Origin of the sequence: Xanthocytophaga agilis (genome assembly GCF_030068605.1) — a bacterium.
Classification (GTDB): Bacteria; Bacteroidota; Bacteroidia; order Cytophagales; family 172606-1; genus Xanthocytophaga; species Xanthocytophaga agilis.
The window spans coordinates 148,728-172,104 of record NZ_JASJOU010000002.1; the positions used below are offsets into that span (position 1 = coordinate 148,728).

Consider the following 23,377-nt stretch of genomic DNA (forward strand, 5'->3'; position numbering starts at 1 on the left):
ATTCAGAGGGGAAAGGACAAATAAGGACTAGATGTTATTACTAAATATTCTCAAAAAGATTAAAGCTAATTGTTCCGTAATCTCTCTCACTAGGATTATTTCCAAAGTATTCTCTGATTCGAAGTATTTCAGCTTCATTTGGCTGGATGTGTTCTCTATAAAAAGCAGGGGAACACATCCAGCTTTCCACATATTTAAGTAGCAAGTCACTTATCTCTTTGAGAAGGGTATTTGTATCTAACTTATCCAGCTTTATGCAAAAATCTCTGATTGTAATACTGCTTTTATGATATCCAACGATAAAGTATGAATTTGCTCTATCAGATACCAAATTGCAAGTAGCTGTATGTTTCAATAAAAGGTTTTTTATGTCTTGAGTAGGATTCTTTATTTTAAGATGATTGATGGTTTCTTCTATCAGTTGCGTCTCTGTGTAATGTTGATATAGATTGAATAAGTGATCAGCATCGTAAGTAACATCCAGAATAGTAGGAATAAAATGAATAAAATAAGAACAAAAGGGTATCTTAGGAAACGTATAAACCTTAAATTCAAAATCTTTTAATGTTCGATCTTTTACATGATTATCTAATAATACCTTATAGGTGTTTAGCATACATAAAGCACGAACTTCCCCGGCCATTTTAGCCTTTTTTCCTTCATAACCTTCTTGAAAAGTGAGATTTTGTTGTAGAGTAGGCTCTTGTAAATAATTTTGATAAGTGTCTAATACTATTTCTTTCAATCTTAGCTGATAACAGAATGTTCGATAAGTTTGTAAAATCAAGTGACGATACTCATGAGGATTAAATAAATTTGTTCCTTCAATCTCTCTAAAGAGAGGAGTGTCATGATCATAACAATAACCATGAAATGTCAATTGCTTTGCAATACCTTTCTTGTAAAATTTTAACCTCCTACCATTATTACTAAAAAAATCGGGCATAGTAGTCCAAACTTGCCTATCAGGAGCAAACATTTTTAGTAAAAGAGACTCTGCTATTATATGACAGCCTTGGTTAGTCAAATTTAAGCATCCTTCATACATACAGATTCGTGGTTTTTCAAGTGAAGCTTTAAGGATATTCTGCTGAACTTTTCTGATTTTTAGAAATTCCAAGTGCATTTCAATTAGTTTGCCTAATGCTTCTAAAATATTTGAAACAAGATCATTTTGATCTGTAATCACGATAGCTCCATTCTCTACAGGAATATTCAGACCAAAGATTATGTTTGAATAAATAATATCCCTCATGCCTGTAACTGGCCAGCTACCTTCAGGATATAAGCTCTCTAAGGTTGATAGTACACTTAACGCATATGACTTCTGCTTTGCAAGCACATCATATTTTTTAGCCTTTGCTGTTAGTTTTTCTAGTGTTTCTTTAATTTTATTATTATTCAAAAGAGTTAAATCTAATCCCATATTTTTATAAAGTGTAGTTAGAAAATAGTATGTACTTTTAGAAATATACAAAAAAAGCCGTTAGGTAATACCCAACGGCTTTTTAGTGTAAAACCACTTATAACCTTAAACCTAAACTTTCAGCTCTCTAATAGCTGAAATGATCATCAATGCTACATTCCTCAGAATCTTAGCATAATCCGGCGCTGTAGCATAGCCAGCTTTGGCAATAGCATCAATAAAAAGAAAAGGATCTTCTTTGACCTTCAAAGCTTTGGCGTACCTGCTATTTTTAAAAAAGAACTGAGCATGATCTGTAAAACATTCTTCAGGTGTTTTGTACTTTCTGAAGTAATCTTTTACGATGTACTTATACAGCTTCTTTGTCTTATCCCATGTAACCGAAATGGTAACAGGGAATTTAGCTTTGCTGGTAGCCAGATATTCTACTGTTTGAAGTAGCTGCTCATTCCCATTGACACCATCCGTATCCTTTACCCCGAAAAACATGTTTCCAGGTGCAGACTTTCCCCAGGCTGATTCTACAGCAGCTTGTGCCAGGATGGCCACTGCTGAAATGCCTACCTTATCCTGTGTTTGCTTGGCAAAAGGATAATACTTTTTAACAAAGTTGGTTACTGTTGGATTAGTCATTTTTCTTCTTAGAAAGAGATTTAATAACAGCCTTTATAAGAATAACTAGCAGAATAGCCGCACCGGCTCCTGATATCCCAACGAGTATTTTACTGGCAGTACTCACATCTGACATACTCCCGGGCGCAACAGTAAAAAATCTTTCAAACCAGTTCCAAAGGCCTTTGGCTCCCTGAGCACCAATTACACCTTCGATAACAAAAGCCAGAATCATAGATCCCAGGCTAGCAATGAATAAAAGATAGACAGCGTTTTTCATACGTTTTTTTCTGCTAAAATCAGGCAATTGCCAGTATGCAGAAAGGACACTACCTTATGTCTTGGTTCTAAGAAGGGTAACTTTAGCCGGCTTAATTCCGGATTTCTGACTTACTGTCACTGTGAGATCCTGAAGGAAATACAGGTTTTGATCCAGATAGATTTTCTTGCGGGGATCCAGTGAAAGAATATCTGCCAGATTCAGATTTACATTACGGTCTATGGTTTTGGCATTAGCCCGAAACTCTATATAGGGTTTCCACCACTTTTCATACAAGCCTTTTGCACCTGTCCAACGCAAAGAATAATTTCCGATCGTATTTCCTGCATGATCAATTGTATCATAAGTAGCAAATGGGTAATTGTTCCCAGATCCGTCTGGCCTCATACCTCGATACCACATCAGATGTAGTCCAGAAGCATTATTTCCTATCTCAAATTCAGGAGAGCTACCTTTTTGCCGGATGTGTGGAGTGGTCCACTGTCTTGCCGTGTTCAGCAAATCAGCATGTTTATATACTTCCAAAGGGGAAAAATCTGTAGTAATAGGTTCTTCTCCTTCTCCAATGACAAACTTATTCCAGTCATCTTTGATGTTTTTGGTTAGTTCATCAGAGCTATCCGGATTCATTTGCAATGTATAGCCTTTGCCTTCAACAGGTGTTAGATCCCAGTCAGCATCTGCCTTACTGGTCCAGTCTACATAGTCAGATTGCTTTAAGATATCGGGAATGTTTACCAATTCTACCTGTTTGGCGACTGTATCAAATACATAACCCAAAGGAAATATCTTTTGTAGGTTGATCAGGAATGTACCAAACTTGGTATCAGGCACATGATTCTTTAATGTGATCTGAGGTAAGTACTGATTGTAATTACTCCCAATCCTATCTAATGCATAGTTGTTATAAAGGATCAGTTGCTGAATTTCTTCATTCTGTATCCAGCTGCCTGTCATTCTATAGCCTATTGCCTGGAAAGCCATTTCCAGTACATACAGCAAATAGAATTGCGGTACCATAGCATGTTTGCTGGTATAGGCATTGGTAGGGAATGCACCATTGACAAAATAATTCAGATACCCACCAAACTGGCTATTCTTATCCTGATAGAAGTCTTCATTCAGGATTGGAAAGGCTGTATAAGGTGCTAAACTATTCTGATAGGGTTTGTAAACAGGTGTGTTAATAGCATTCAGAAATGCACTGGGAACAGAAGTAAAGGAGAATTCCTGTTTTAAAAGATCACGAAGGGAGCTATTTTTTACTTTGGTCTGTACATCTCCAGCATCAGACTGAAAGTTTAACTGAAACTTTTTAGAGTTAGCACCACGAACTACAATTTTACCCACCTTGTACACCAGTCCACCCAGCCAACAGATACTATCCACTTGGTTGCCTACCAGATTTTCAGATGCAACTAAGTTAGGAAAGCCTAAAAGCCGGCGTGTCTTTGGGGTGTTTGTGACGGTAAAAGGATAGGTAAGCATTCCTGGAATGCTATCATCAGAAAACATTGGGTTTGCTGACTTGATGGTAAAAGAGCTGCTAGGCTCAATATCCAAAAATTCGTCTAGAATTTGAAAGGCTATCATACCCAAATATGATAGCCTTAAAATGAGGGAGAAAGGACAGAAAGCCTAAAAAATATCTATAGGATGATCACCTGATTTGACTATTATACTAAATAAAGGGACTGTTGTTGGCTTCCCATAATCAAGAAACCAAAACTTTGCACCTGGTGCAATTGGATTTCTAACTTCTGAAATACGGTTAAAGGTTTCTTCAGTAAGGGGTAATCCTAATTCTTCTAACTTCTTTAAGACTCCACTGTTAATCTTTTCAACATAGTCTTTAATAAAAGAATCCTGAATAGAAGGCAGTGGCACATCTTTATAGATTGTATCCATAATGTCATAGTGCATTGATAAGACGCCAGGATGAAGTTTCTTGTATTGATCCATAATATTAAAGCTTTGGTGTATAACGATTCATTTTAGCCGGTCTGACTTTAAAAGGAATATAATACAGTGTATTATCATCTTCAACAATAGTTACATTGTCACCCACTACTGTTACTGCTTCATATCTGCCATTGTTAATCCTTTTCACATCTAAGCTAATCAAAAAGTCCTGTAAAGCTTCAATCTCTTTCAGATCTTTATGGCCAGTACTCAGTGATAAAGTAACCTGACCTACACGGCTCACAGTGGCTATTTCTCCTTCAACAGGATTATAATTGTAAGGTAGCGTCCTGGCTAGTTCTTCAGCATCTACATCCACATTCTTTTCTGCATTTCCGGTTGCCATCAGTGAATCATACCCACCAATGGAATTAGCATACAAAAAGAACTGACGGAATGGATAGTATTCTGTATCCAGATAGAATCTACGTACTTCAGTGATCACCTGGCCACTGGGACCAACACAATAGATTTCCCAGAAATAGACAGTTTTAGAGGGATCTACACTGGCCAGTGCTAGTTGTGTATAACCAGCTGGCACAATATACAGCTCATAACGAAGTACATTGGCCATTGAAAACTTATCTATTACAACAAAGCTTCCATCTGTAAAAGTGACTTTTACTTTCACACCAAAAGTATTATAGTCAAAGGTGTTATGCAGATAATAAAGGTATTCCTGCTGATCAACTGGCAGTTTCTTATTGTTTGGATACCAGGTGAAGAAGGGTTTCTGTGTTTCCAGATAGCTAGTAAAGAATGTATCAGCTGCATATTCTTCAAAATCCAATCCACCATGCAGACAGTAATTTGTCAATAACTGTACAGGTTCTTTTGCTGTGGGTGTTCCATCTGCTGAATCAGCATATTTTTCAGCATAACGCAGAAAATAACGCTTAAAAGCCTTTGAGGCAATAGATACATTGCTCTGATTAAATTCGGGTAAATGAGGCTGTACATAGGTATCCAGAATGTTTTGCACATCAAAAACGGTTTTTCCCAGTGAATCTGCCGGCTGTTCTACAGTTACCATCTTGTCAAATGCATTGCTTCTGTAGCTTCCTTCTATCCAGACTTCCAGCACAAAAGAAGGATAGAATTTTGTTTCCAGGCTATCCATTTCCGGACGAAAGACGATCGGATTTTTTGACCAGAAAAACCGGAACTCTGCAATCTCAATATTAACTGTCTTGCTACAGCCATTGGCATCTTTTACAACACATGTATAGAAGCCAGGCGCGAGATTGGTTCTGATCCGTGTTGTTGGTCCATCTGCCCAGGTATAGGTTATAGGTTCAACGCCTCCGGATGCAATCAGTTCTACATCATTGTCACTGATGATCCTTTCAACAGTTAAAGGAACATCAGGCTGGCTAACAACAATGTTGGTAAGCTGTTTTTCAACATTGTTAGCGTCTTTGACAATAACAGAATATACACCTGCAGGAATGCCAGAACGATCTTTGGTAGTAGCTCCATCATTCCAAAGATAGGTATACGGTGCAATGCCACCAGATACAGCAAGCTCAATATAGCCAGCCAAAGAACCAAAACAGAGAATGTTAGCTTTATTGGCAATACTTACCAGTAAAGGTGTATCAGGTTGGGTGATTACAATGGGAATGGTAAGACTAAGCTTAAACTGGCCAGCATCACCCGCTTCTGTAACGGTTACAGCATATGTACCAGCAGCCAGATTGATTCTATCCTTAGCTGTAGATCCATCATTCCAAACGTAGGTATAAGGCGCATTACCTCCTTCAGGATTCAGGGTAATAGTTCCATCAGACAGACCAAAGCCGGTTGCATTGGTTTTAGTATAGGGAATTTTAAAAATAGATCCACTCCCTGAATTATTGATGCTAGCTGTGATACCTGAAATATTTCCAGATACCTGTACATTGTAAAGACTACTGTAATTATCTGCCAATAGCTCAACTATATTACCAGATGAAGTAACTGTGAAGCTTAAACCGACAGTACTACGGATGGCAGAAGCCAGGCTTGCAGGATCATTAAAATCTGTCCCAAACCGATAAGATCCTAACGCGCCCAGGTTAGGGAAATTTAATACCAGTGTACCTGATATCTGTGCACCTCCAAACCCCAGCCTTAATCGTGCTCTTGTTGCCATGTATTACAAAAATTTAGAAGGATCGTATTTTAAAGAAGTATTAGCTGTTGTTTTCAAAAGAAAGTCTACACGGGTACCATACATAGAATCACCCACCGGCCCAACTTTTTCCAAAGTGATATCATTCAGATCTACATGCCAGTTGATACGTTTTAACTTGTAATCATTGTATAGCCTACCAATGATATCAGTAGCAACAGATTCTGTAAAGTCTAGCTTGGATTCTACTTCATTGTAATCACCTTTACTGACTTTATCCAGAATCATAAAAGCACCCATAGCCAGTTGCCATTTATTGTCAGACTTGTTATCCTCAAATCTGGCATCATAGGTTTCCAGTAGCATAAAAGGTGTTTCCAGCTTGGATTTAAGCTTAGTGAGGAATTCAGAGAGTTCCAGCTTAAAGAAGGGATCAGCACTGCGGATAATCCTAGCAAAGTGCATTTCTGTATCACTATGCTTAATATCTACGTGCTTTGTAGCCAGATCCCTGAAGTATTGATTGTATTCCGCGTGTCTCATTTGCCGTATTTATCTTTCAGTTCCTCATTTTCTTTGATCACTTCATTCATATGCATCAGTACTGTGTGCAGATTTTCCGTGCCTGTCTGATCAATTGTACCAAATTTTTCACCTGCCAGGCTGATCAGTACCTGAGTCCATCCGGATGAAGCAGCTTTCTTTTGATTGTCTCCACTGAAAACATACGGATACATCTTTTCAAGTTGCTGTCTGCATCCACTAAACCAGGTACGGACGGCCAGCTTCTTTACAGGATCTAGGTTAGTGAAGTACTTGGAATGATCTGATATCAGGTGTTCATTGAAATTCTGTCTGATATCTCCTTTATAGGTTAATGAGCCTGGTAGATCTTTGTCACGCTTCCTTCTATATAGTACTGCCAGCATCTTATCCAGTGCATCCGGTTTAGGTTTCTTACCAAACTGCTGGGAGTAATAGGTATCAGCAAAGACAAATTCCAGAAAACTCATATTCTTAAAGCCGTCAGCTGGGCCATATACTTTAAATGGCAGCTGGTACCAGATTAAGTGAAGGCGTAACCATGGGAGAAGATTTTTAGTCAGACTGACATCACCTTTGATAAACGGATCAAGTACATACATACACCTGGCCACTGTTTCTATTTCCATCCTTCGTAAAGACTTCATCTTTACAGAAAGGATTGTTTTCAACAAAAGCAGCTTCTTTGCTTCTGTTGAAATAGGTTGGTGGATTATTTTCAATACAGAAAGTAGCTGCTTTCCTGTTAGCTCATTCCAGTTCTTTGGATAGTTTACTGTCATAGAAAATTAAAATCTTTCAGGGCTTCTTTAATAATGGTTACAGGAAAAAGGAGGAATTTATCCATAGCCATATGAACATCTATCTGTTTTTCGCTACAAACATTTTTACAATGTTTGATTAGACGAAGCTTTTGCCTGCGTGTTAAGCTAACCTTAAACTTTTTGGCAATGCTTTTAATATTCATATATCCATCTGGCACCTGATATCTGGCAGCTTGTTCACGCAGAACCTTTTCAGCCTCTATATCTTCCTGCTTCATCTGCTCAAAACGTTTCTGCAGAAAGTCCAAGTAATCTTTAAAAGCCTCCATATAAATGCTTTGAGGAACGATCTACAAATATTGTTTCAGTGGGTGGCTTATATAAACCGGAATCCTTGTATTCAGGATAATCATCTGCATTGGCATTCAAAAAGGCTATCAAACGTTGCAGATAATCATTTCCTTTCACACAGGCACTGGCTTTCTTGCTGACCAATAACTTATCTGAAGCTGTTGCTTGCTGCCTGTAGTTCTCCCCGGTAGCTCTATATTCATTTACTACCAATGCATTTTCCTTGATCTCTACAGGAAGTTCATCAATGGCATTGCAGATAGTCAGATAAGCTACAGCCGGCTGGATATAGGTTATCAAAAGCTTATTTTTATCTGTCAGCGTTTTATTTTGAATCTGATCTTTCAGCTTTGCGAATAAGGCAGGTGAAATATTTGGCTCAATAGAAAAGGTTTCTGTGTACTTCATAGTAGGAATCAAAGCCAGAAACGTTAGCCGGCTGCTGGCAATATTGTAATGATCCTGATACTCTGAAGTAGAATTGATGAAGTACTGACGAAATAAAGTAGAAGCTGGAGAGTTAGCCCAGTCTGGGAAAGTGCTTGATTTTTCTTCCAGAAAAGCCAGCATCTTTTCTTCCTTATCCGCTGCCTTCTTTCTGAAATATAATTTCAGATCATCTATCTGCCATTGGAAAGCCGTTTTGTACTCACCATCTACCTGAATTCTAAATCCGGAATCTGAAATATCCAGTTGACCAGGCGTAATAAATTCAGCATAGCACAGATTTGTGATAATGCCCTGACAGAATTCCAGCAGGCTTTTTATCTCACCTGTAACAGGTCCAGCATCATAGGCAGTTTCTAAGGCAGTATACTGAGTACTACCTAACAACTTTAACACTCTATCATGTGCCTGTATCAGATCTGGCGTGATGGTTTCAAATTCATTGTTGATCCCAACAGACACATAGTTTTTAACTTCCTGAATTGTTTTTATTAGAGGCATCTGGTGTAGTTGTTTCGCGTTTGGAAGGTGTAACTTTATCTAAGGTTTGCAGGATTGGACGTCTGAAACGCCAGGTGAAGCCTGGATATTTTTTTGACCATCCGTTATACCAGGCAATGAATTGCAGGGGTTCCAATATCAGGTGTGCATGTACATCACAAAGACTGATATACATATTGAAGGCTTCACGTTTGTCGCTACCTGATCCACCACCCATACCTTTTCCAGGAGCACTGCCAATAATGGTAGGATCTACAGAGAGTGCATACAATATGTGTGAGCTGGCTTCCTGAGAATCTTCTATATAGATCCCAGACTTGATTTTATTATCAATGGGATTAATCTTCCAATAGGAATGATCTTTTCCATGAAGTTCCTCATGTTCAAAAGATGTCATAATGGATTTACCGGCATTGTCAATCCCTGACATCCTTCTATCAAAGGCTTCAAGTTCTTCTGTCATCAACTCTTTCTTCTTTTCTATTGGCAGGGAATTCCAGTTGGGATATTTGTCAGACCAGTATTCTTTAGAGATCTCAACGTGGTATTGAGTAATAACCTGGTTGCCAAATAAAGCTTTTTTGAATGCAGGAATAGCTTTTGCTACTTCATACCATCCTGACACACGTATACTATCCCAGTGAGCTAACTGGTAATAAACCTTGCCAGGCGTTGGGTAACTAACTGGATAAATATATTTGGAACTAGTATCTCCTTTTACTTTGTCGACAGATGCATAGTAAGGATCAATTACAGGTACTGAGTTGTCCAGGTAATCTGAACCTTCCTTATCCCAGTTGGCATTAATGAAACATTTTTTTATCAATCCATCATTCTGATCCTGACGTGCCCAACGGCAAAAGGTAGCTTCTTGTGCACTGATAGATACTACCTGGCTACGATCTTCTGAAAGAATAATTTCAGGGAAGACATTGTAGAAGTAGTAAAGATCAGTACTGGCCTCAATCAAATAGCGAAGCACATTGCTTTTGAAAATAAACTCCTCTATATCAACATCTATGAAAGGAGTAAACTTTTCTTCTCCTTTTTCATCATAACTTCTGCTACCATACATTATACCTCCTGAATAAAGCGCCCTAGCCTTCCAATCAAGAGTACTACCAATGATAGTATTGGCTTCGATCTCTCGTGTGATGTTTTGAGGAAACAAGTTGTCATCACCCCACCTGGCATACTCAGTAGTTGATCCGGTTTCTTTTTCTAAGGGAGCTGTAGGCCGCTGGTTTTTCCCCAGCGTAACGGCTGATTGGCTTTGAGGCAAATAGGCAACCGTTAATGCATCATTAATTAAAATTTCTGACATAGCGAGTTATAGACACGGTAGGTTAGTAGATGACTTTGAAACCATTGAATTCGATCAACAGCCGTATGTGTAATTTTCGGATCTGTTCTGATGGCAGAATCAGAATGTTACGGGTGCTGTTCGCCCAGTGATTAGGTGATTTGGATTTTCCAGAAGACTCTTTCTTTTCTTCAGGAGTAGAAGCAGACTGGCGAAATAACCTGGCTTCCTGTATTTCGATAATCTCCCCACCTGTTTTTCTACGTTGGTTGAAAGTAACAAACTTGCAACTGAAGGTTTCGCCCTGTTCCATCTGCATTAGGGCTTCACTGAGCTTGATCATATGGCAATTGTTTTTCTTTCGAATCACTTAAAAAAAGAAAACAGGGGAAAGGACAGCGTATAGACAGGGCGTTTCCAGCCAAAACCGATTTACAGGTCTGACAGATAGGATTTTACCCTTTCAGAGGCATTGAAAGGGTAAAAAAATGGAAAGTTTGATTCCGGCACGCACTGACGCAAAACGGCAATTTCCGTTTTAAAAAGTAATACGATATATGATTTTACATCAGGTTGGGAACAAAGCCAGTGCGATTTTTTAACATATAATTAAAATCGTTCATGAGTAAGTAATCAGCGCTATCACTGAAGTGTGTGGCCTCTAATGGATCTACACCACTAGTATTCTTCTCACTATCCTTGTTCTTACGTATACCTTTGTTAGGTATATCATAGGCAGGTGCATTGGCCATTGATGTGGTAATGTGCATGGCCTTACGTTTATTGAATCGTATACGTGGTAGGTTTTCTTCTTCAGATAATAACCTAGCCCATAATAGATATCTCTCAGGGTGTAGGTGATAGCTTGCCTTGGTACGTGGTATAACAGTCCACCCAGCAGCACGTACTATCTTCATAAACTGTTGAGCATAGGTAAGATCACTGTTAGCCTGCTTCTTATCCCCTGCTGGATCATAGCATAGTATAAGCTCTTTACAGGTATGGTATCTATAGTAGTCCACAAAGGCCTTGGCTAAATGGTCTATATGCTTAGGGTGTTTCACATATAGGGCATTAATAAACCGGTATTCTCTCATTTCTGTATGGGTAAGGTCCTGAGCAATGGACATAGTAGATATAGAAGAACCCCAGTCAACACCAGCTCTAATAGGTAGAGTAGATATACAGTCCAGATCAAACCGGCTGTCCATATCCTTCATCTGGTCAAAATTATAATGGAATTCTTCCAGCTTGGCATTATTGTAACTATGAGAATAGCCATGCTTGCCTTCTGCATCCAGATAAGGGTAAAAACCACCTTCTACTGTATTAGGCTCAATATTGAGAATTTCTGTTTCCCAGATAAAATCAGGCATGATACGGCGCATATTCCGAAAATATCGCTCTCCCAGGACTGCAATATTTTCAAAGCTGCTGGCAGCCGAAAAATGCACACAATCTTTGCGCAAAAGATTAAGCTCGTTTAAAAGAGCATTCGCCCGGGCTTTTTTTCCGGATTTATGCGCTTTCATAATTTCTTTGTTGATCAAAAACATCAAATCAATCTGTTCCTGATCCATATCCTGTTTTTTCTTCAAAATCCACTTAGCTTCAGCAGCTGTAGGCATGGATGTAGCAAAACAGATAGATTGATGTGTGTGCAAATGGCCAAAATACGTACGATTGGCACGCATAGTAGGCAGTGATTCATCCAAAAACTGATTATAGTTCAGATATTTGGCTTCATCACCCAAAACCCAATCTGTATTCAAACCGTTTGAGCTCCCCACGCGGTCCTGGCTGATCAGGTGAGCGCCTGCACCATTGTAGAAGATCATAAAGTGATCATAGCTTACAGGAGCTTCATAAGGTTCTTTCCATTTCCAGCTTTTTGGAGGTTTTCGACCTATATAATAATGGTGATCCCTGCGAAGGCCTAGCCGTTCTAATCCGGATATCAGAGAAGGTAAAGTACGAGTTAAAAGCTGAATATAGGTTTCACCAATGATCATTCCGGCTGATCTTGGCATTTGGGTAATGTTTCGTACCAGCTTATTGGCTAACAAACCCGAACTTTTAGCCGTACCACGTCCCCAAATATGATATTCCTGATTAGCATCAATCAGCATCGCATTTAGTATAGGACGGTTATAATAGATATTCTGAGCTTCAGGCTGGCTTTGCATCTTCAATAAAATCCGCTTTTTCGTTGATCAATTTCCTTTTCTCCTTATAGCGCTGAATCATAGTATCAATTTCAGTAGCTGTATGGTTCTCCAGGCCTGGAATCTGAGAAGGATCTACTATGATATTGTAGATATGTTGTTTGAGGTTGTCAAAATCCGGAATATTTGGATCTTCAATGTCCAGACCTCTGATTTTGATCAGTTTTCCCAACATTTTATCCACCATATCATCATCTTTGGCTTTGTAGGCTCTACGTAGCACCCTTGTGGCATAATCTGCCAAAAGATTTCTATGGGCTTCTTTGGAAGCCTGAGAAATATCACCAAAAAGCCGTAAAGCACTTGTCACATCATGATAGGCCGTGGATTTCTTTACTTTCTTCAGTTTCATGATGATGCGTACTGTTTCTTCAGTAGTACGCATGCTTCGAAGGATAGAATAAGCCAATTCCCAACGTTCCAGTACTTCAGATTCAGCATCAGTGAGCTTTACACGCGGCTTACCATTCGGGTGATCACCCTTAATATAGTGAGCGTGTATTTTATCGAATAAGGAAGCATATTCTATAGCTGGTTGAAGATCCTGGCGACCTTCTATTCTGAGTTCCTTATTAAAGCTCTTTCTGCTTTCTTTCTTTGCCATTCTAACTATTTTTTAATACCCAAAGCTTCTTCTATTGTTTCAATCTCCTTACGCCAGGCAATTACTTCTGTCTGACGATTTGCATTATCCTTTTGCTTGGAAACCTGACTACGAAGGTTATTCAGCCGGCGCATTAAGGCAGCCGGATCTTGCTGATCAGGAGTGGGCTCTACAACTGGCTTTGCAGGAAAATGGCCATGCTTCTGATAATAATCTAACTTATCCCAGTTCACATGAATCTGATCAAAGTTTTCAAGAATCATCTTAGCTGCTTTTTTCCGTTCTTCATCACTTGGCAAATGAATCAGTGTAGCATGCAAAGAAGCCGACTGAGCATATAAACCTTTCCATTCTTTCACTAACTCTTTACCTTCATCTGGCAGCCGGTTAAAATATAGATGTTCGTCTATTTCTTCAGTAGTAGGCTGCTTTGGCAGGCTATCTGTTTCACCAGCTGGCTGCTGATCAGTAGCCGGCTCTACTTCAGCTACTACCTTTTCAGCCTCGAAACTGTGAACAATAACATTCTGTAGTAACCAAGTCAGTTCTTCTTTGATAGATAACCAGTTATAATCATCCGGACCAAAACCCAGTGTATGTCTGAGTCTGGGATATCTGGGACGTTCACTATAGGTATCATACAGTTTTAAGCCAGCCCAATAGTCTTTGGGATCACGAAGCCAGGCTTCTATAGGGTGAATAACTCTTTCTGTCATAAAAGATCTTTGAGAGCTTGTTTAACCATGGCCAGCGAATCAGGGCTTTCACTTGTTGTTTCAAGCTGGCGTTTCAGGCTTTTGGAATAGCCATATTTTTGAAATAGCGCAACTCCTTTCCTGAAGCTGGGCTTTTTGGCATTAAGCCATTTTTCAATTTCTTCTTTCATGAAGGATTATTTAAAAACCATAATAGTATTTTCAAACCACCAGCATTTTCCAGCTAATGCACGTAAGTCTTCAGATTGCTTGTGGCAATAATCTCTATTACGTTCATGCATTTTTAACTGTATATAGTTGTTAGGCTTTTCATTCACATGTCCTAAACCACCCTGACCAGGTACAGCCCAGCTAAGAACTATGTAAGCATCAGTATCTGATAAGTACCAAAGATTATTCAGTACTATGTCTTCATATTCAGCCGGAATGTGTTCACCTACTTCCAGACAAAGTATCTGTGCACGTGGATAGGTCCCAGGCTTAATTTCTTCAGACAGATCCAGGCGCTCTATTGGAGAAAAGAATGCTATTTCTTCAATGCCTTCTGTAGGCTCAAATGCACGTACATCAAAGCCAGCCTGCTGTAGATATCTGGCATAAAAGCCGGTTCCACAACCCAGATCATAGACAGGCTGTGCTTTATCAAATAATTTTGCCAGGCCTTGTGCCAGCAGAATGGAATGGATATGGCCAGTCTTGGCTTCTTCCAAAGTCCAGATACCTTTGTTATTCATTGAAAATAAGTTTTTGGGTTTGAACATCACTTGTTAGGCCTGCCTGGCGTACAACACTGGGATAGTGTGCATAATACCGAAGGCCTGATTCAGGTAGGATACTCATGCTGATCTGCTGATCAACTTGCCATTGCTCTTTTGAAACTTCTTTAATCCCTTCATAGACTTTCCGGATGGCTTCTTTTCCGCGGACCATATAACCCTGAGTTCCCCAGCAATTAGCCGGCACAATCCAGAAGTCATTTACTTTCTGTAAGCCGGTTTTGGGCTGATCATCATAATGGGTATATCCCAGATAGACAAATTCCCAATCCGCAGGAAGCTTTGAAAGGGAAAGAGATAGCATTAGGTTAAAGCCATCTATCAGTTTCAGATCATCTTCAAAGATTAAAATACTTTCATAGCCGTTTTCTACAGCTTCTTTAAAGATATCTCTGTGAGTCATCCAGCACCCTACCATACCAGCAGTCATGAATGGGTGTTTTAGCTGTAATTGCTGGCCATCGACAGCTTCGTACTGTTTACATTCAATGCCAGCATCTGCCAGCTGCTTACCAGCATGCTCCCAGCGGTCTGGTCTGCGTTTGAGATTGATTACATAAATTCGGTCAAAGTTTAATTGAGAAAGTGGGCTCATAAGCAGTGAGAATTAAGAGCCGTAAAGGTGTGAGAGTGGCAATTGCCAAGAAAGGACACGAAAAAAGCCTGACAATTGCCAGGCTTTTGCTACATATTCCCATAAAGGGATTCATCATTTGCCCACTGGGCTTGAATGTCTAGTCAACTAATACCAGATCCTGATAGTCTGAAGCTCCAGATCCTGAACCAGTCTTCACACGACCCGCAAAGATTGGAGCTGGTCCTTTTCTTACAGATTTAAAGCTGAAGTTAGAGCCTTTACGGTCTGCACTTGCTTTTCCAGTTGTTCCACTGGCAGGAATCATTTTAGCAGGATATGCACGATGTCCTAACATCCGGATCTGACCATCCAGTTCAGGGATCAAAAAGATCAAAGAACTGTTTTTAGCCCACTGAGCAAAACCCAGTACTTCAGCTCGTGATCCAGGCATGAAGAAATCCAGTTGGTTTAAGAAACTCATACCATCCAGTTCACCCTGTGCATCATGTTTTAATTCACCAGTTTCCAGTGTCACATAGATACGCTTAAAGTCTTTCCCTGGTAACATTTCAATGTCTCTTGTAATGGTTACAAGATCAGCCAGTGAACCAGTAGCAGCACTGGAATCATCCTGGTCAGGCAAAGGCAAAACAAGAATTTCTTTTTCTTTGGCTACATAGATATACTGACCAACACCACTGGTATTATCATCACCATCTACATGTAGCAAGTCGGTTAAATCAGGCATAGTATTATTTTGTTAGAGAATACCAGAAGTTATTGAAGGTTACTGTATTTCCTGCTTCCAGATCAGCAGGCACCGGCTGTGCATTGTGATAGTCTGTTACCTTTTTTCCAGCAACTCTACTTTCCCCTATTTGATCATCAACTATCAACAACAGCCCCTCATTCGTTTCACGAAGCAATACATCCGCTTTCCCGTTATCGCCTCTTGAATTAGAAAAAGTACCGATAGCACGCCAGGTGTTATCGGTAACTTTTTCCTGCAAGGTCAGATGGAACGGCATCGGTTATGCGTAGTACAATTGGTTGTTGTCTGTACCGTCAGAGCCACTTGCAAGGCCTGTAGATGTGCCAGTGTATACAGATACCATAACCAGCTGGTTAATCCAGAAGCCATAGCCAAGCCAGAATTCCATAAAGATTTTCACTTTATAGTCCAGAGTTTGAACATCTGTAACCTGTGGTGCATCGAAAATATCAATCAACTTCAGGAAGTTGTCTTCAGGAGTAGCAAAGATCAGATCTGATCCATCCAGACAATCCAAACCTACAATGGTACGTTTACCCAGACGGGTTTTCATGCCATTTTCGGCTGTATAGTTGGTGTTAGCACCAAACTTATTCTCATAGTCCAGAATGTAACGCTCTAGGTTAGAAGTACTCATGAAAATATATTTCAGAGACTTACGAACTTTAGTAGGTATGGCACGCTCAAATGAAGTTACTTCAGCTACAATATTGTTGTCTTGAAGAGCGTTCAGTTTGATGCGATACATAGGATTGTCTACGTTAGCAATACCATCAGCCAGAATCTTTTTCAGACCATTCATAGAATAGCCAAACTGTCCTAGCTTAGTATTATCATACACCCCATCACCAGAAAGGATCTCGATATCTTCAACCACTTTTGGCCCTAGCTCTTTTTCAGCTATATACTTGCTGATAGGCATATCAGCCGGCTTCATATTCTCCTGATATAATTCTGCCAGCCAGCTGTTAAGGATGTCAGCTGGAACAATTTCAAAGTTTACCTTCTGATGGTAGTTAACCAATTCATTGGTTTTGAAAGTTGTGGTGCCTAGTGCATTCCATACAGAGGCAAAACCCTGAATAACGTGATCAGTTACAGAATGTTGGGCAGGAAATTTACCCTTTACTCTCGTAAGGGTACGCATGTACTTGGAAACCTGAGCTTCACGGTACACCCATTCACGAACTACTTTATTATTTGTACGAAAATAATTCCCTAGTTCTTTTTTTACTTGCTCTAAGTTTATTGACATAGCAATGACTAGAAAAGAGTTAAAAGAGTGAGTTAGATGGAAAAAACAATATCTTGAATAGAGTCAAGTTCAATTACCGGCCTAGCATTTCATAGGCAAACTTGTTATGATCAGCTTCAGCATCTATGACTTCATTCTTATCTGAAGAAGCAGATGGAATCTTATCATCACCAGTTTTTATAGTTGCACTTGGCTGTGCTCCTGGCACCAATGCTTTCAGTCTGGTAACTTCAGCATTAGCTGTTTCCAATTCAGTTACTTTACCAGCTAGTGCAGCTTCAGCATCAGCCTTACCTTTGTCAGCAGCCGTAACTTTATCATTCAGATCTTTGATTTGGCTAGTCAGTTGAGCATTGGCATCCTGCAACTTTTTAGTTTCATCACCGAACGCCTGCAGGTTGGCTTCGTTGACCTGATCAGATTCACCGATCACTAATGCAGTCCAACCTATTGCGGTTACAACAGCATTCCATTTCTTGGTAAGATTCATGGACTTTGTATTTGATTTAGTGGAAGAAGTTGCTTGGGATTGAAGCTCATATACACGATTGACAGCATATTCCATATTGCCAATGCCATCAATCAGCCCAACTTGTAGAGCTAATTCAGCTTCATACATTTTACCCGTGAAAGGATTATCAACTTTGGTATTGATCTTATCCCCACGAAATTGCTTTACGCCAGCTATAAACTGATCTGCAATGAAGTTTACCGTTTCTTTGATGCCTGAGACATCCCCTTTCAAGGCATCACGATAATCTTTGTTTTTATCTTTGGACTGATCAGCATACACTTCAGTGAGCTTTATACCCTTTTGCTCATACCATTTTGAGTAATCTGCAATTGTGGTATACACTCCAATAGATCCAATGGTATCTGTTGGCTGGCTGGCAATTATTTCACTGGCACGAGAAGCAGCCCATACACCGGCACTGGCTAACATGCCATCATCAACAAAAGCCACTACAGGCTTTCCATTGGAAACCATATCTGCTATAGAGTCAGCAAAAGTAGATGTTCCATCTACCTGTCCACCTGGTGTATCCATTACTAGTACTGCACCCACTATCTTATTAGAAGATTTGGCTTCTTTCATATAAGATGTATAGTGCACAGTACCTAAACCACCGCAACCATCACCATACTTCAGCATAGGACCCATTACAGGAATGACTGCAATAGAGTTTTCAGGTGCTTCATTAAAACTAGTCCAGCGACTTGCACCTACAGTTCCTGCCTGAACACTATACACCATATAAGGCCGTTCAGCATCCGTTTCATATTCTTTAGCAGGTCTGTCTACACTTTCCCCTTTCAGGATAGCTTCTACCAATGGCAGATTGGCATTTGCCCATGTGGGATCTATCAGCCAATGTCCAGCAAGAATAGCGGAAAGCAGTTTGTAGTTTTTCATGCTACAAAAATTCATATGTAGCACGGCTGTAGAAAGGACAAACAAAAAACCGCTAAACAAGGTCTAGCGGTTTTGCTGGTCTAAAAACAGGTGATGTTAGCTTTGAGGCAAAGTATCAGTGTTGGCTGTTTTATCCCTATCATTTATCCATTTCGAAACCCATCCCCAAATCAATGGAAGAAGTAGTGCAGGTAAATCTTTCCCAGCAATATTATTAAGTGTCCCATCCCCAGCAAATTTGAGTATACCTAACGCTATAGTACCACCCAAACCTAATAATGTACTTTGCCAGTACTTTAGGTTTTTGAGGGTTTTGTTTAGATATAGAGTAACGAAGGCAGCAATAACTAATCCCAGGCCAAGCAAGTTTTCAGGTTCATCAATCGTGAACACCAAATGTTCAGCTGCTTCTGATATGTCAGATCCCTGATCAATATTTTGGGAAGCACTGGAATCAATCTGGGAAATAGTTGTGTCAGTTTGTAGGCTAGCTGCTTTTAAGTCAGGCTTTGTAAAAAGGAAAGTTCCCAGTGTAAGGAACAAGAGAAATAGATGTTTCATAATAAATATAGAGTAGGTTAGTGAAAAATAAAGCGTGTGGCAATTCCTAAAGCAAACCCGATCCCAGTACATTTCCACCAAAGTTGTTTGGCTTTCTTATTGTCTGATTGCAGGCTTTTGATTGTCAGCTGATCTTCTCTGTGCTGTACTTCCAGCCCGTGAATGATGTCATCTTTCAATAGATTCATCTTTCTGACAGTTCGTACAGTACTGTCTTTAATGGCAAGCTGCTTTTCCTGAATAGAAGTTTTCAGTTCAAGTTTTGCCTTAATGGGTTTGATCAGCTGGTAATCCTTTAAGTGTAAGAGAATCACGTTTGCTTCTAAACCTGTCAATGTCGTCCCTAGCGTATCGGTTAAGGTAGTCTGTGAATGCCCTGCGAAGGGAATCACTAGACAGATAAGGAGCATTCGTATATTGCTCCTGGCGCTGGGTTTCCAGTTGAACGATTTCATAATTGACGGCTTGTTTAACGTTTTGTAAACTATCATACTGCCATTCCAGCAGCATTACCTGATGCTGGAATGCAGTTACACTATCTTTCAATTGTTTTACCTTCTCTGTGCAGTCGCATTGTTTCTGTTCACAGGAAGGAATCAAAATGGCTGAAGCCAGGCCAATGCCTATAAGGCCTAAACTGATTAAAGCAATGTTTTTCATTGAAGTCTGTTACGTTTAGCAGTTTCGCGGATATCTTCTAGCTTCTTTTCCCACTGTTCAACCTTGTATTTCAGATCATCATTCTTTTCCTTCAGGTTGTCATTTTTGGTTTGAAGCACTTTGATTTCTGAACTCAAATCTTTCACACTGTCTTTAAGCTCCATTACTGTATTCCCAAACCAAGTGATCAGCACAGTGAGAATGCCTAACACAAGCGTATTTATGTTACGCATAAAGTCCCTATTCGAATTTTTAACTTCTACTTCCATAATTCAATAATCCAGTTAGCCAGGTGAATAAGTACTGCTTTCAGTAAGGCTTCTATGCGTGCTCTCTGATTACAGGCTGCTATGGTTAGCACTATCATCCCTATTTTGGCCAGAAGCATTAATACAATAGGCATTTCATCAATCAGGCTATCTGTAAAAGAATCTTCTTCACTATCTGATACAATCCCTTGATAGTACCAGGGCAAACCCCTGAATAGATTCAATACGATATCAAAGATTAGCCAGTAAAAAGCGCCAGCAACAGCCAGCCAAAGTACCATATAGAACAAATGTGTGGTAATCAGCATAGTACCAGCTGTAAGGGGAACAAGCCGGATCAATGCACCACGCAAATGATTGACTGCTTTACCTTCACTAATGCGATTAGCATCTGTGTAGGCATCTACCAGAATAGTTAAAGCAAGAATGAGAATGAAGATAGTTAAGCCCATAAAACAAAGAAGTCTGACAAATCTATTTGCCAGACTTCCAGTCTTAAAGGACAGATAAACTATCCCCACTTTGCTTTTAAGGCTTCCCGATCACGTTTTAAAGCCAGTTCATGAAGTTCCATATACTCCATAGCTTTATCCCAATCCTTATCTTCTATCTCTCCCCGATCTCCAGCGCCTTGCAATTTCATCTGAAGGGTTTGGCATTCTCTGTGCCAGTCTTCCTTTTTGAGTACTGCCGGAATGTTTAAGAACATTTGCAACAGTAAAAGATCATCTGCATCTAATTTTTTCATATATAAAATAGGTTATCGTTAACTAGCTGCCAGCTCATAGCATCCCCGATCAGGTGCAGATCCAGCATATTTCTTTCCAATTTTGCTGCCAGTATTGTGACAGTTGCCACCTACAGCCGGCTTATACATCTGTCTGATATCAGATCCACCAACCAGATTGGGAGCCACGCCAGATGTAAAATTGTTATTTACACCTGTTGTAGTGGTTGGCATAAGCTGTACAGAAGCATTAAACAGATTGCCTCTGATGTTGCACGTTCCAACTACTGTCAGTTGACCATTGCCAAATGGTGCAAATCCACCAGCATTACCATCTGTACTTTTCTTGGTAATGAAAACATTGTTAGCCGATGGACACTGAAATACATTATTTTCAATAGTAAGATTGGTTGGATGATTGGGTGAACTTCCATCATCATTAGTCCTGGCGTTATAGTAAGCATAAGGGAAGCCATTGGGACTAATAATGGTGTTATTCCGATTAATACAGTTAGAAGTAAGGTTTCTATGTGTCTGTACGTTTGGAATCTCACTACCTAATAAAATTAGATTAAACTCTATCAATAGGTTTTCTGTAGTATATAAGCCTGATGATGGCTTATTATAATCCCCAAAAACCTCCTGACAGTTTTGCACATTGCGCAAATCAAGTACATTTCGAGTAATTACCAGATCATGATTACTAACTTCAAGAGCTGCCTTATACATCACAGTTAAAAGGTTTTGCTCTACTCTGACAGAATGCCTGTAGCTTCTGTTTATCTCATTTCTGTATTCCAGGCTTAATTGATTCTTTCCTTTATTGGCAAACACCCACCAATTCACACTTTCGGCAGCCCATATTTCACCCCAGAATTGTGGACTGGCTCCCAGCCAAAGCCGGTTACCCATATCAAAATCATTGTTGAAAATATTATTCTGACTATGCACATTGTAATAGTTTCCAGATCCATCTGTATTGATATAATCAATCAAAGCTTTGAATCCATAACCACGTACAGGAGAAGAAACTATATTATCAAAAATCTGAATATTGGTAGTATTCCCTCTAAGGGTAATAGCTCCAATAAAGCTATTGCCTTCACCAGTCCATGGATCACCTGATTCAGGAGGTCCATATCCTGCATTAGTAAGTGTACAACCATATATTACGCAATCCCTTGCATCTATACCTAATTGAATACCCTGCCAGAAAGAACGCGAAATAATGCAGTTGGAGATCACTAAACCCTGTACCTTATTACAGGATATCCCAGCCCTGCCTGTATAATTGGAACAGTCAATTGTCAAACCAGTAATGGAAAGATTCATACTGGTAAGAGTCGAATTATTCACTTTCAGAAAACCTTTATCCCAGCTGTACTGCTGTTGGCCTGTATAGTTGACAGATCCGGCAACATTCAGAATAGAAATACGTGGTTTTAATGTCACATCATTGGCAGTATCCAATGTTCCGGATAAAATCCGAACAACTGTTCCAGGAGCCGTCTGGGCTGCATAGGTAGTAGCAAAGTTAGCAGCCGTTGTATCTACATAACTTCCCTGAATTGTAACCTGAAGTTCAGTAGACCAGGCTGATACAAACGTATTATCATACTTTGCCCGTATCCTGTAGTAATTCGTTCCTGTCAGAGATTGACTGGAAAAATCATGCAGAAAATACTTTTTAGGTTCTACTCCACGCAAAGAAGGAATTTCAGTACTGCCATAAATTCCTTTATCTGAAAGCTCAGGCGTAATTGTAGTCAGGGTTTCATATGAGCCAGAATTATTTTTATACTGAACTTCATACGTTAGCTGGGATCTTGTGCCACCATTACGCCAGATCAGCTGTACTTTCTTAGAAGCTTCACACCAGCCAATAACACCTGTAGGTGCTGGCATGGTCACATCCATAATGTTTCCAACTTCAGGAGTAGATAAAGCTGCATTGGAAGTAGCAGAAACTCCCTGAGCTACTACCTGATATTCATAGGCTTCACCATTCTGCAAAGCTGCATCTGTATCCGTATACTGGGTTTGAGTAGTCACACTTCCCACATTTGCCCAGTTGGAAGATCCAGAAAGCCGGCGCTGTACCTGATAGCCTGTTGCACCGGAATAAGAAGCCCAAGAAAGATAGTTTTGCTTATCCAATGCCAGGGCAGCCAGACTGAAGCTGGCTGAAGATCCGGATGGTGTACCTGATACAATAGAGCTTACACGATTACCAGTACTGTTATAAGCTGTTACTCTATAATAGTACTGAGTCCCATTGGTAAGGCCTGTATGTGGATAGCCAAGGCTGTTAAGCTGGCCACCTAACTGCGTCCAGCCACCGGCTCCTGTGAGGGAGTACTCTAAAATATAGTAGGCAGCTCCTGTAGATTCCGTCCAGGCAACGGTATTAAGTCCGTTGCCTGGCGTTACAGAAAGGCTGAATGTACCTGGTATGGTTGGCGTGGGTGAAGTAGAACCACCAGATAGCTTTGTGAATATTTGTCGGATAGATGGCATTA

Annotated in this window: 29 protein-coding genes; all 29 read right to left on the reverse strand. The window is 39.9% G+C overall.

Annotation, left to right across the window (positions count from 1 at the left end; all coding sequences use genetic code 11):
* Window positions 1-40: 40 nt before the first annotated feature.
* Window positions 41-1,426, reverse strand: a complete 1,386-nt coding sequence (locus QNI22_RS07295; RefSeq protein ID WP_314509980.1) for a hypothetical protein — start codon at window positions 1,424-1,426, stop codon at window positions 41-43.
* Window positions 1,427-1,537: 111 nt separating this feature from the next.
* On the reverse strand, window positions 1,538-2,059 hold the full coding sequence (locus QNI22_RS07300) for a glycoside hydrolase family 73 protein (protein WP_314509981.1): 522 nt from the start codon (window positions 2,057-2,059) through the stop codon (window positions 1,538-1,540).
* Complete coding sequence (locus QNI22_RS07305; RefSeq protein ID WP_314509982.1) at window positions 2,052-2,318, reverse strand: hypothetical protein; 267 nt, start codon at window positions 2,316-2,318, stop codon at window positions 2,052-2,054. The genes QNI22_RS07300 and QNI22_RS07305 overlap by 8 nt, the downstream gene beginning before the upstream one ends.
* 54 nt (window positions 2,319-2,372) lie before the next feature.
* Window positions 2,373-3,911, reverse strand: a complete 1,539-nt coding sequence (locus QNI22_RS07310) for a hypothetical protein (RefSeq protein ID WP_314509983.1) — start codon at window positions 3,909-3,911, stop codon at window positions 2,373-2,375.
* A gap of 45 nt (window positions 3,912-3,956) precedes the next feature.
* On the reverse strand, window positions 3,957-4,280 hold the full coding sequence (locus QNI22_RS07315) for a hypothetical protein (protein ID WP_314509984.1): 324 nt from the start codon (window positions 4,278-4,280) through the stop codon (window positions 3,957-3,959).
* A gap of 4 nt (window positions 4,281-4,284) precedes the next feature.
* A complete protein-coding gene (locus tag QNI22_RS07320) occupies window positions 4,285-6,414 on the reverse strand; it encodes a SprB repeat-containing protein (protein WP_314509985.1) in 2,130 nt (709 codons plus the stop codon).
* 3 nt (window positions 6,415-6,417) lie between these two features.
* Window positions 6,418-6,936: a hypothetical protein gene (locus QNI22_RS07325; protein ID WP_314509986.1), complete on the reverse strand. Its 519-nt coding sequence runs from the start codon at window positions 6,934-6,936 to the stop codon at window positions 6,418-6,420.
* Entirely contained in the window at window positions 6,933-7,718 is a 786-nt protein-coding gene (locus QNI22_RS07330) for a hypothetical protein (protein WP_314509987.1), read from the reverse strand. Before QNI22_RS07330 ends, QNI22_RS07325 begins: the two co-directional genes overlap by 4 nt.
* On the reverse strand, window positions 7,715-8,029 hold the full coding sequence (locus tag QNI22_RS07335) for a hypothetical protein (protein WP_314509988.1): 315 nt from the start codon (window positions 8,027-8,029) through the stop codon (window positions 7,715-7,717). Before QNI22_RS07335 ends, QNI22_RS07330 begins: the two co-directional genes overlap by 4 nt.
* On the reverse strand, window positions 8,016-8,999 hold the full coding sequence (locus tag QNI22_RS07340; RefSeq protein ID WP_314509989.1) for a DUF6712 family protein: 984 nt from the start codon (window positions 8,997-8,999) through the stop codon (window positions 8,016-8,018). Before QNI22_RS07340 ends, QNI22_RS07335 begins: the two co-directional genes overlap by 14 nt.
* Window positions 8,968-10,323, reverse strand: coding sequence for a hypothetical protein (locus tag QNI22_RS07345; protein ID WP_314509990.1), 1,356 nt, complete (start codon window positions 10,321-10,323; stop codon window positions 8,968-8,970). The genes QNI22_RS07340 and QNI22_RS07345 overlap by 32 nt, the downstream gene beginning before the upstream one ends.
* A 22-nt stretch (window positions 10,324-10,345) precedes the next feature.
* On the reverse strand, window positions 10,346-10,645 hold the full coding sequence (locus QNI22_RS07350) for a hypothetical protein (protein ID WP_314509991.1): 300 nt from the start codon (window positions 10,643-10,645) through the stop codon (window positions 10,346-10,348).
* A gap of 220 nt (window positions 10,646-10,865) precedes the next feature.
* The gene (locus QNI22_RS07355; protein ID WP_314509992.1) at window positions 10,866-12,488 is read right to left on the reverse strand and encodes a hypothetical protein; all 1,623 of its coding nucleotides are present in this window, start codon (window positions 12,486-12,488) and stop codon (window positions 10,866-10,868) included.
* A complete protein-coding gene (locus QNI22_RS07360) occupies window positions 12,472-13,131 on the reverse strand; it encodes a hypothetical protein (protein WP_314509993.1) in 660 nt (219 codons plus the stop codon). Before QNI22_RS07360 ends, QNI22_RS07355 begins: the two co-directional genes overlap by 17 nt.
* Before the next feature lie 5 nt (window positions 13,132-13,136).
* Window positions 13,137-13,847, reverse strand: a complete 711-nt coding sequence (locus QNI22_RS07365; RefSeq protein WP_314509994.1) for a hypothetical protein — start codon at window positions 13,845-13,847, stop codon at window positions 13,137-13,139.
* Window positions 13,844-14,017 (reverse strand): hypothetical protein, encoded by a 174-nt coding sequence (locus QNI22_RS07370; protein WP_314509995.1) that lies wholly within the window; start codon window positions 14,015-14,017, stop codon window positions 13,844-13,846. Before QNI22_RS07370 ends, QNI22_RS07365 begins: the two co-directional genes overlap by 4 nt.
* 6 nt (window positions 14,018-14,023) lie before the next feature.
* Entirely contained in the window at window positions 14,024-14,581 is a 558-nt protein-coding gene (locus QNI22_RS07375; RefSeq protein ID WP_314509996.1) for a class I SAM-dependent methyltransferase, read from the reverse strand.
* Window positions 14,574-15,218, reverse strand: coding sequence for a glycosyltransferase family 25 protein (locus QNI22_RS07380; RefSeq protein WP_314509997.1), 645 nt, complete (start codon window positions 15,216-15,218; stop codon window positions 14,574-14,576). The genes QNI22_RS07375 and QNI22_RS07380 overlap by 8 nt, the downstream gene beginning before the upstream one ends.
* Before the next feature lie 139 nt (window positions 15,219-15,357).
* Window positions 15,358-15,948 (reverse strand): hypothetical protein, encoded by a 591-nt coding sequence (locus tag QNI22_RS07385; RefSeq protein ID WP_314509998.1) that lies wholly within the window; start codon window positions 15,946-15,948, stop codon window positions 15,358-15,360.
* A gap of 4 nt (window positions 15,949-15,952) precedes the next feature.
* Window positions 15,953-16,228, reverse strand: coding sequence for a hypothetical protein (locus tag QNI22_RS07390; protein ID WP_314509999.1), 276 nt, complete (start codon window positions 16,226-16,228; stop codon window positions 15,953-15,955).
* 3 nt (window positions 16,229-16,231) lie between these two features.
* A complete protein-coding gene (locus QNI22_RS07395; protein WP_314510000.1) occupies window positions 16,232-17,227 on the reverse strand; it encodes a hypothetical protein in 996 nt (331 codons plus the stop codon).
* A gap of 73 nt (window positions 17,228-17,300) precedes the next feature.
* Window positions 17,301-18,641 (reverse strand): S49 family peptidase, encoded by a 1,341-nt coding sequence (locus QNI22_RS07400; RefSeq protein WP_314510001.1) that lies wholly within the window; start codon window positions 18,639-18,641, stop codon window positions 17,301-17,303.
* Between the two features lie 96 nt (window positions 18,642-18,737).
* A complete protein-coding gene (locus QNI22_RS07405; RefSeq protein ID WP_314510002.1) occupies window positions 18,738-19,202 on the reverse strand; it encodes a hypothetical protein in 465 nt (154 codons plus the stop codon).
* 17 nt (window positions 19,203-19,219) lie between these two features.
* Window positions 19,220-19,516, reverse strand: a complete 297-nt coding sequence (locus tag QNI22_RS07410) for a hypothetical protein (protein WP_314510003.1) — start codon at window positions 19,514-19,516, stop codon at window positions 19,220-19,222.
* Window positions 19,470-19,862 carry a hypothetical protein gene (locus tag QNI22_RS07415; RefSeq protein ID WP_314510004.1) on the reverse strand — a complete coding sequence of 131 codons (393 nt, stop codon included), beginning with the start codon at window positions 19,860-19,862 and terminating at the stop codon, window positions 19,470-19,472. Before QNI22_RS07415 ends, QNI22_RS07410 begins: the two co-directional genes overlap by 47 nt.
* The gene (locus QNI22_RS07420; RefSeq protein ID WP_314510005.1) at window positions 19,859-20,095 is read right to left on the reverse strand and encodes an FtsB/FtsL family cell division protein; all 237 of its coding nucleotides are present in this window, start codon (window positions 20,093-20,095) and stop codon (window positions 19,859-19,861) included. Before QNI22_RS07420 ends, QNI22_RS07415 begins: the two co-directional genes overlap by 4 nt.
* Before the next feature lie 26 nt (window positions 20,096-20,121).
* Window positions 20,122-20,583: a hypothetical protein gene (locus QNI22_RS07425; protein ID WP_314510006.1), complete on the reverse strand. Its 462-nt coding sequence runs from the start codon at window positions 20,581-20,583 to the stop codon at window positions 20,122-20,124.
* A gap of 59 nt (window positions 20,584-20,642) precedes the next feature.
* Window positions 20,643-20,879 carry a hypothetical protein gene (locus QNI22_RS07430; RefSeq protein WP_314510007.1) on the reverse strand — a complete coding sequence of 79 codons (237 nt, stop codon included), beginning with the start codon at window positions 20,877-20,879 and terminating at the stop codon, window positions 20,643-20,645.
* Window positions 20,880-20,897: 18 nt separating this feature from the next.
* Window positions 20,898-23,375 carry a fibronectin type III domain-containing protein gene (locus QNI22_RS07435; RefSeq protein ID WP_314510008.1) on the reverse strand — a complete coding sequence of 826 codons (2,478 nt, stop codon included), beginning with the start codon at window positions 23,373-23,375 and terminating at the stop codon, window positions 20,898-20,900.
* Window positions 23,376-23,377 lie beyond the last annotated feature (2 nt).

Excerpts from the sequence above, each read along its gene's own strand:
- QNI22_RS07295 (WP_314509980.1), bottom strand. The coding sequence starts at position 1,426 with ATGGGATTAGATTTAACTCTTTTGAATAATAATAAAATTAAAGAAACA.
- QNI22_RS07300 (WP_314509981.1), bottom strand. The coding sequence starts at position 2,059 with ATGACTAATCCAACAGTAACCAACTTTGTTAAAAAGTATTATCCTTTT.
- QNI22_RS07305 (WP_314509982.1), bottom strand. The coding sequence starts at position 2,318 with ATGAAAAACGCTGTCTATCTTTTATTCATTGCTAGCCTGGGATCTATG.
- QNI22_RS07310 (WP_314509983.1), bottom strand. The coding sequence starts at position 3,911 with ATGATAGCCTTTCAAATTCTAGACGAATTTTTGGATATTGAGCCTAGC.
- QNI22_RS07315 (WP_314509984.1), bottom strand. The coding sequence starts at position 4,280 with ATGGATCAATACAAGAAACTTCATCCTGGCGTCTTATCAATGCACTAT.
- QNI22_RS07320 (WP_314509985.1), bottom strand. The coding sequence starts at position 6,414 with ATGGCAACAAGAGCACGATTAAGGCTGGGGTTTGGAGGTGCACAGATA.
- QNI22_RS07325 (WP_314509986.1), bottom strand. The coding sequence starts at position 6,936 with ATGAGACACGCGGAATACAATCAATACTTCAGGGATCTGGCTACAAAG.
- QNI22_RS07330 (WP_314509987.1), bottom strand. The coding sequence starts at position 7,718 with ATGACAGTAAACTATCCAAAGAACTGGAATGAGCTAACAGGAAAGCAG.
- QNI22_RS07335 (WP_314509988.1), bottom strand. The coding sequence starts at position 8,029 with ATGGAGGCTTTTAAAGATTACTTGGACTTTCTGCAGAAACGTTTTGAG.
- QNI22_RS07340 (WP_314509989.1), bottom strand. The coding sequence starts at position 8,999 with ATGCCTCTAATAAAAACAATTCAGGAAGTTAAAAACTATGTGTCTGTT.
- QNI22_RS07345 (WP_314509990.1), bottom strand. The coding sequence starts at position 10,323 with ATGTCAGAAATTTTAATTAATGATGCATTAACGGTTGCCTATTTGCCT.
- QNI22_RS07350 (WP_314509991.1), bottom strand. The coding sequence starts at position 10,645 with ATGATCAAGCTCAGTGAAGCCCTAATGCAGATGGAACAGGGCGAAACC.
- QNI22_RS07355 (WP_314509992.1), bottom strand. The coding sequence starts at position 12,488 with ATGCAAAGCCAGCCTGAAGCTCAGAATATCTATTATAACCGTCCTATA.
- QNI22_RS07360 (WP_314509993.1), bottom strand. The coding sequence starts at position 13,131 with ATGGCAAAGAAAGAAAGCAGAAAGAGCTTTAATAAGGAACTCAGAATA.
- QNI22_RS07365 (WP_314509994.1), bottom strand. The coding sequence starts at position 13,847 with ATGACAGAAAGAGTTATTCACCCTATAGAAGCCTGGCTTCGTGATCCC.
- QNI22_RS07370 (WP_314509995.1), bottom strand. The coding sequence starts at position 14,017 with ATGAAAGAAGAAATTGAAAAATGGCTTAATGCCAAAAAGCCCAGCTTC.
- QNI22_RS07375 (WP_314509996.1), bottom strand. The coding sequence starts at position 14,581 with ATGAATAACAAAGGTATCTGGACTTTGGAAGAAGCCAAGACTGGCCAT.
- QNI22_RS07380 (WP_314509997.1), bottom strand. The coding sequence starts at position 15,218 with ATGAGCCCACTTTCTCAATTAAACTTTGACCGAATTTATGTAATCAAT.
- QNI22_RS07385 (WP_314509998.1), bottom strand. The coding sequence starts at position 15,948 with ATGCCTGATTTAACCGACTTGCTACATGTAGATGGTGATGATAATACC.
- QNI22_RS07390 (WP_314509999.1), bottom strand. The coding sequence starts at position 16,228 with ATGCCGTTCCATCTGACCTTGCAGGAAAAAGTTACCGATAACACCTGG.
- QNI22_RS07395 (WP_314510000.1), bottom strand. The coding sequence starts at position 17,227 with ATGTCAATAAACTTAGAGCAAGTAAAAAAAGAACTAGGGAATTATTTT.
- QNI22_RS07400 (WP_314510001.1), bottom strand. The coding sequence starts at position 18,641 with ATGAAAAACTACAAACTGCTTTCCGCTATTCTTGCTGGACATTGGCTG.
- QNI22_RS07405 (WP_314510002.1), bottom strand. The coding sequence starts at position 19,202 with ATGAAACATCTATTTCTCTTGTTCCTTACACTGGGAACTTTCCTTTTT.
- QNI22_RS07415 (WP_314510004.1), bottom strand. The coding sequence starts at position 19,862 with ATGAAAAACATTGCTTTAATCAGTTTAGGCCTTATAGGCATTGGCCTG.
- QNI22_RS07420 (WP_314510005.1), bottom strand. The coding sequence starts at position 20,095 with ATGCGTAACATAAATACGCTTGTGTTAGGCATTCTCACTGTGCTGATC.
- QNI22_RS07425 (WP_314510006.1), bottom strand. The coding sequence starts at position 20,583 with ATGGGCTTAACTATCTTCATTCTCATTCTTGCTTTAACTATTCTGGTA.
- QNI22_RS07430 (WP_314510007.1), bottom strand. The coding sequence starts at position 20,879 with ATGAAAAAATTAGATGCAGATGATCTTTTACTGTTGCAAATGTTCTTA.
- QNI22_RS07435 (WP_314510008.1), bottom strand. The coding sequence starts at position 23,375 with ATGCCATCTATCCGACAAATATTCACAAAGCTATCTGGTGGTTCTACT.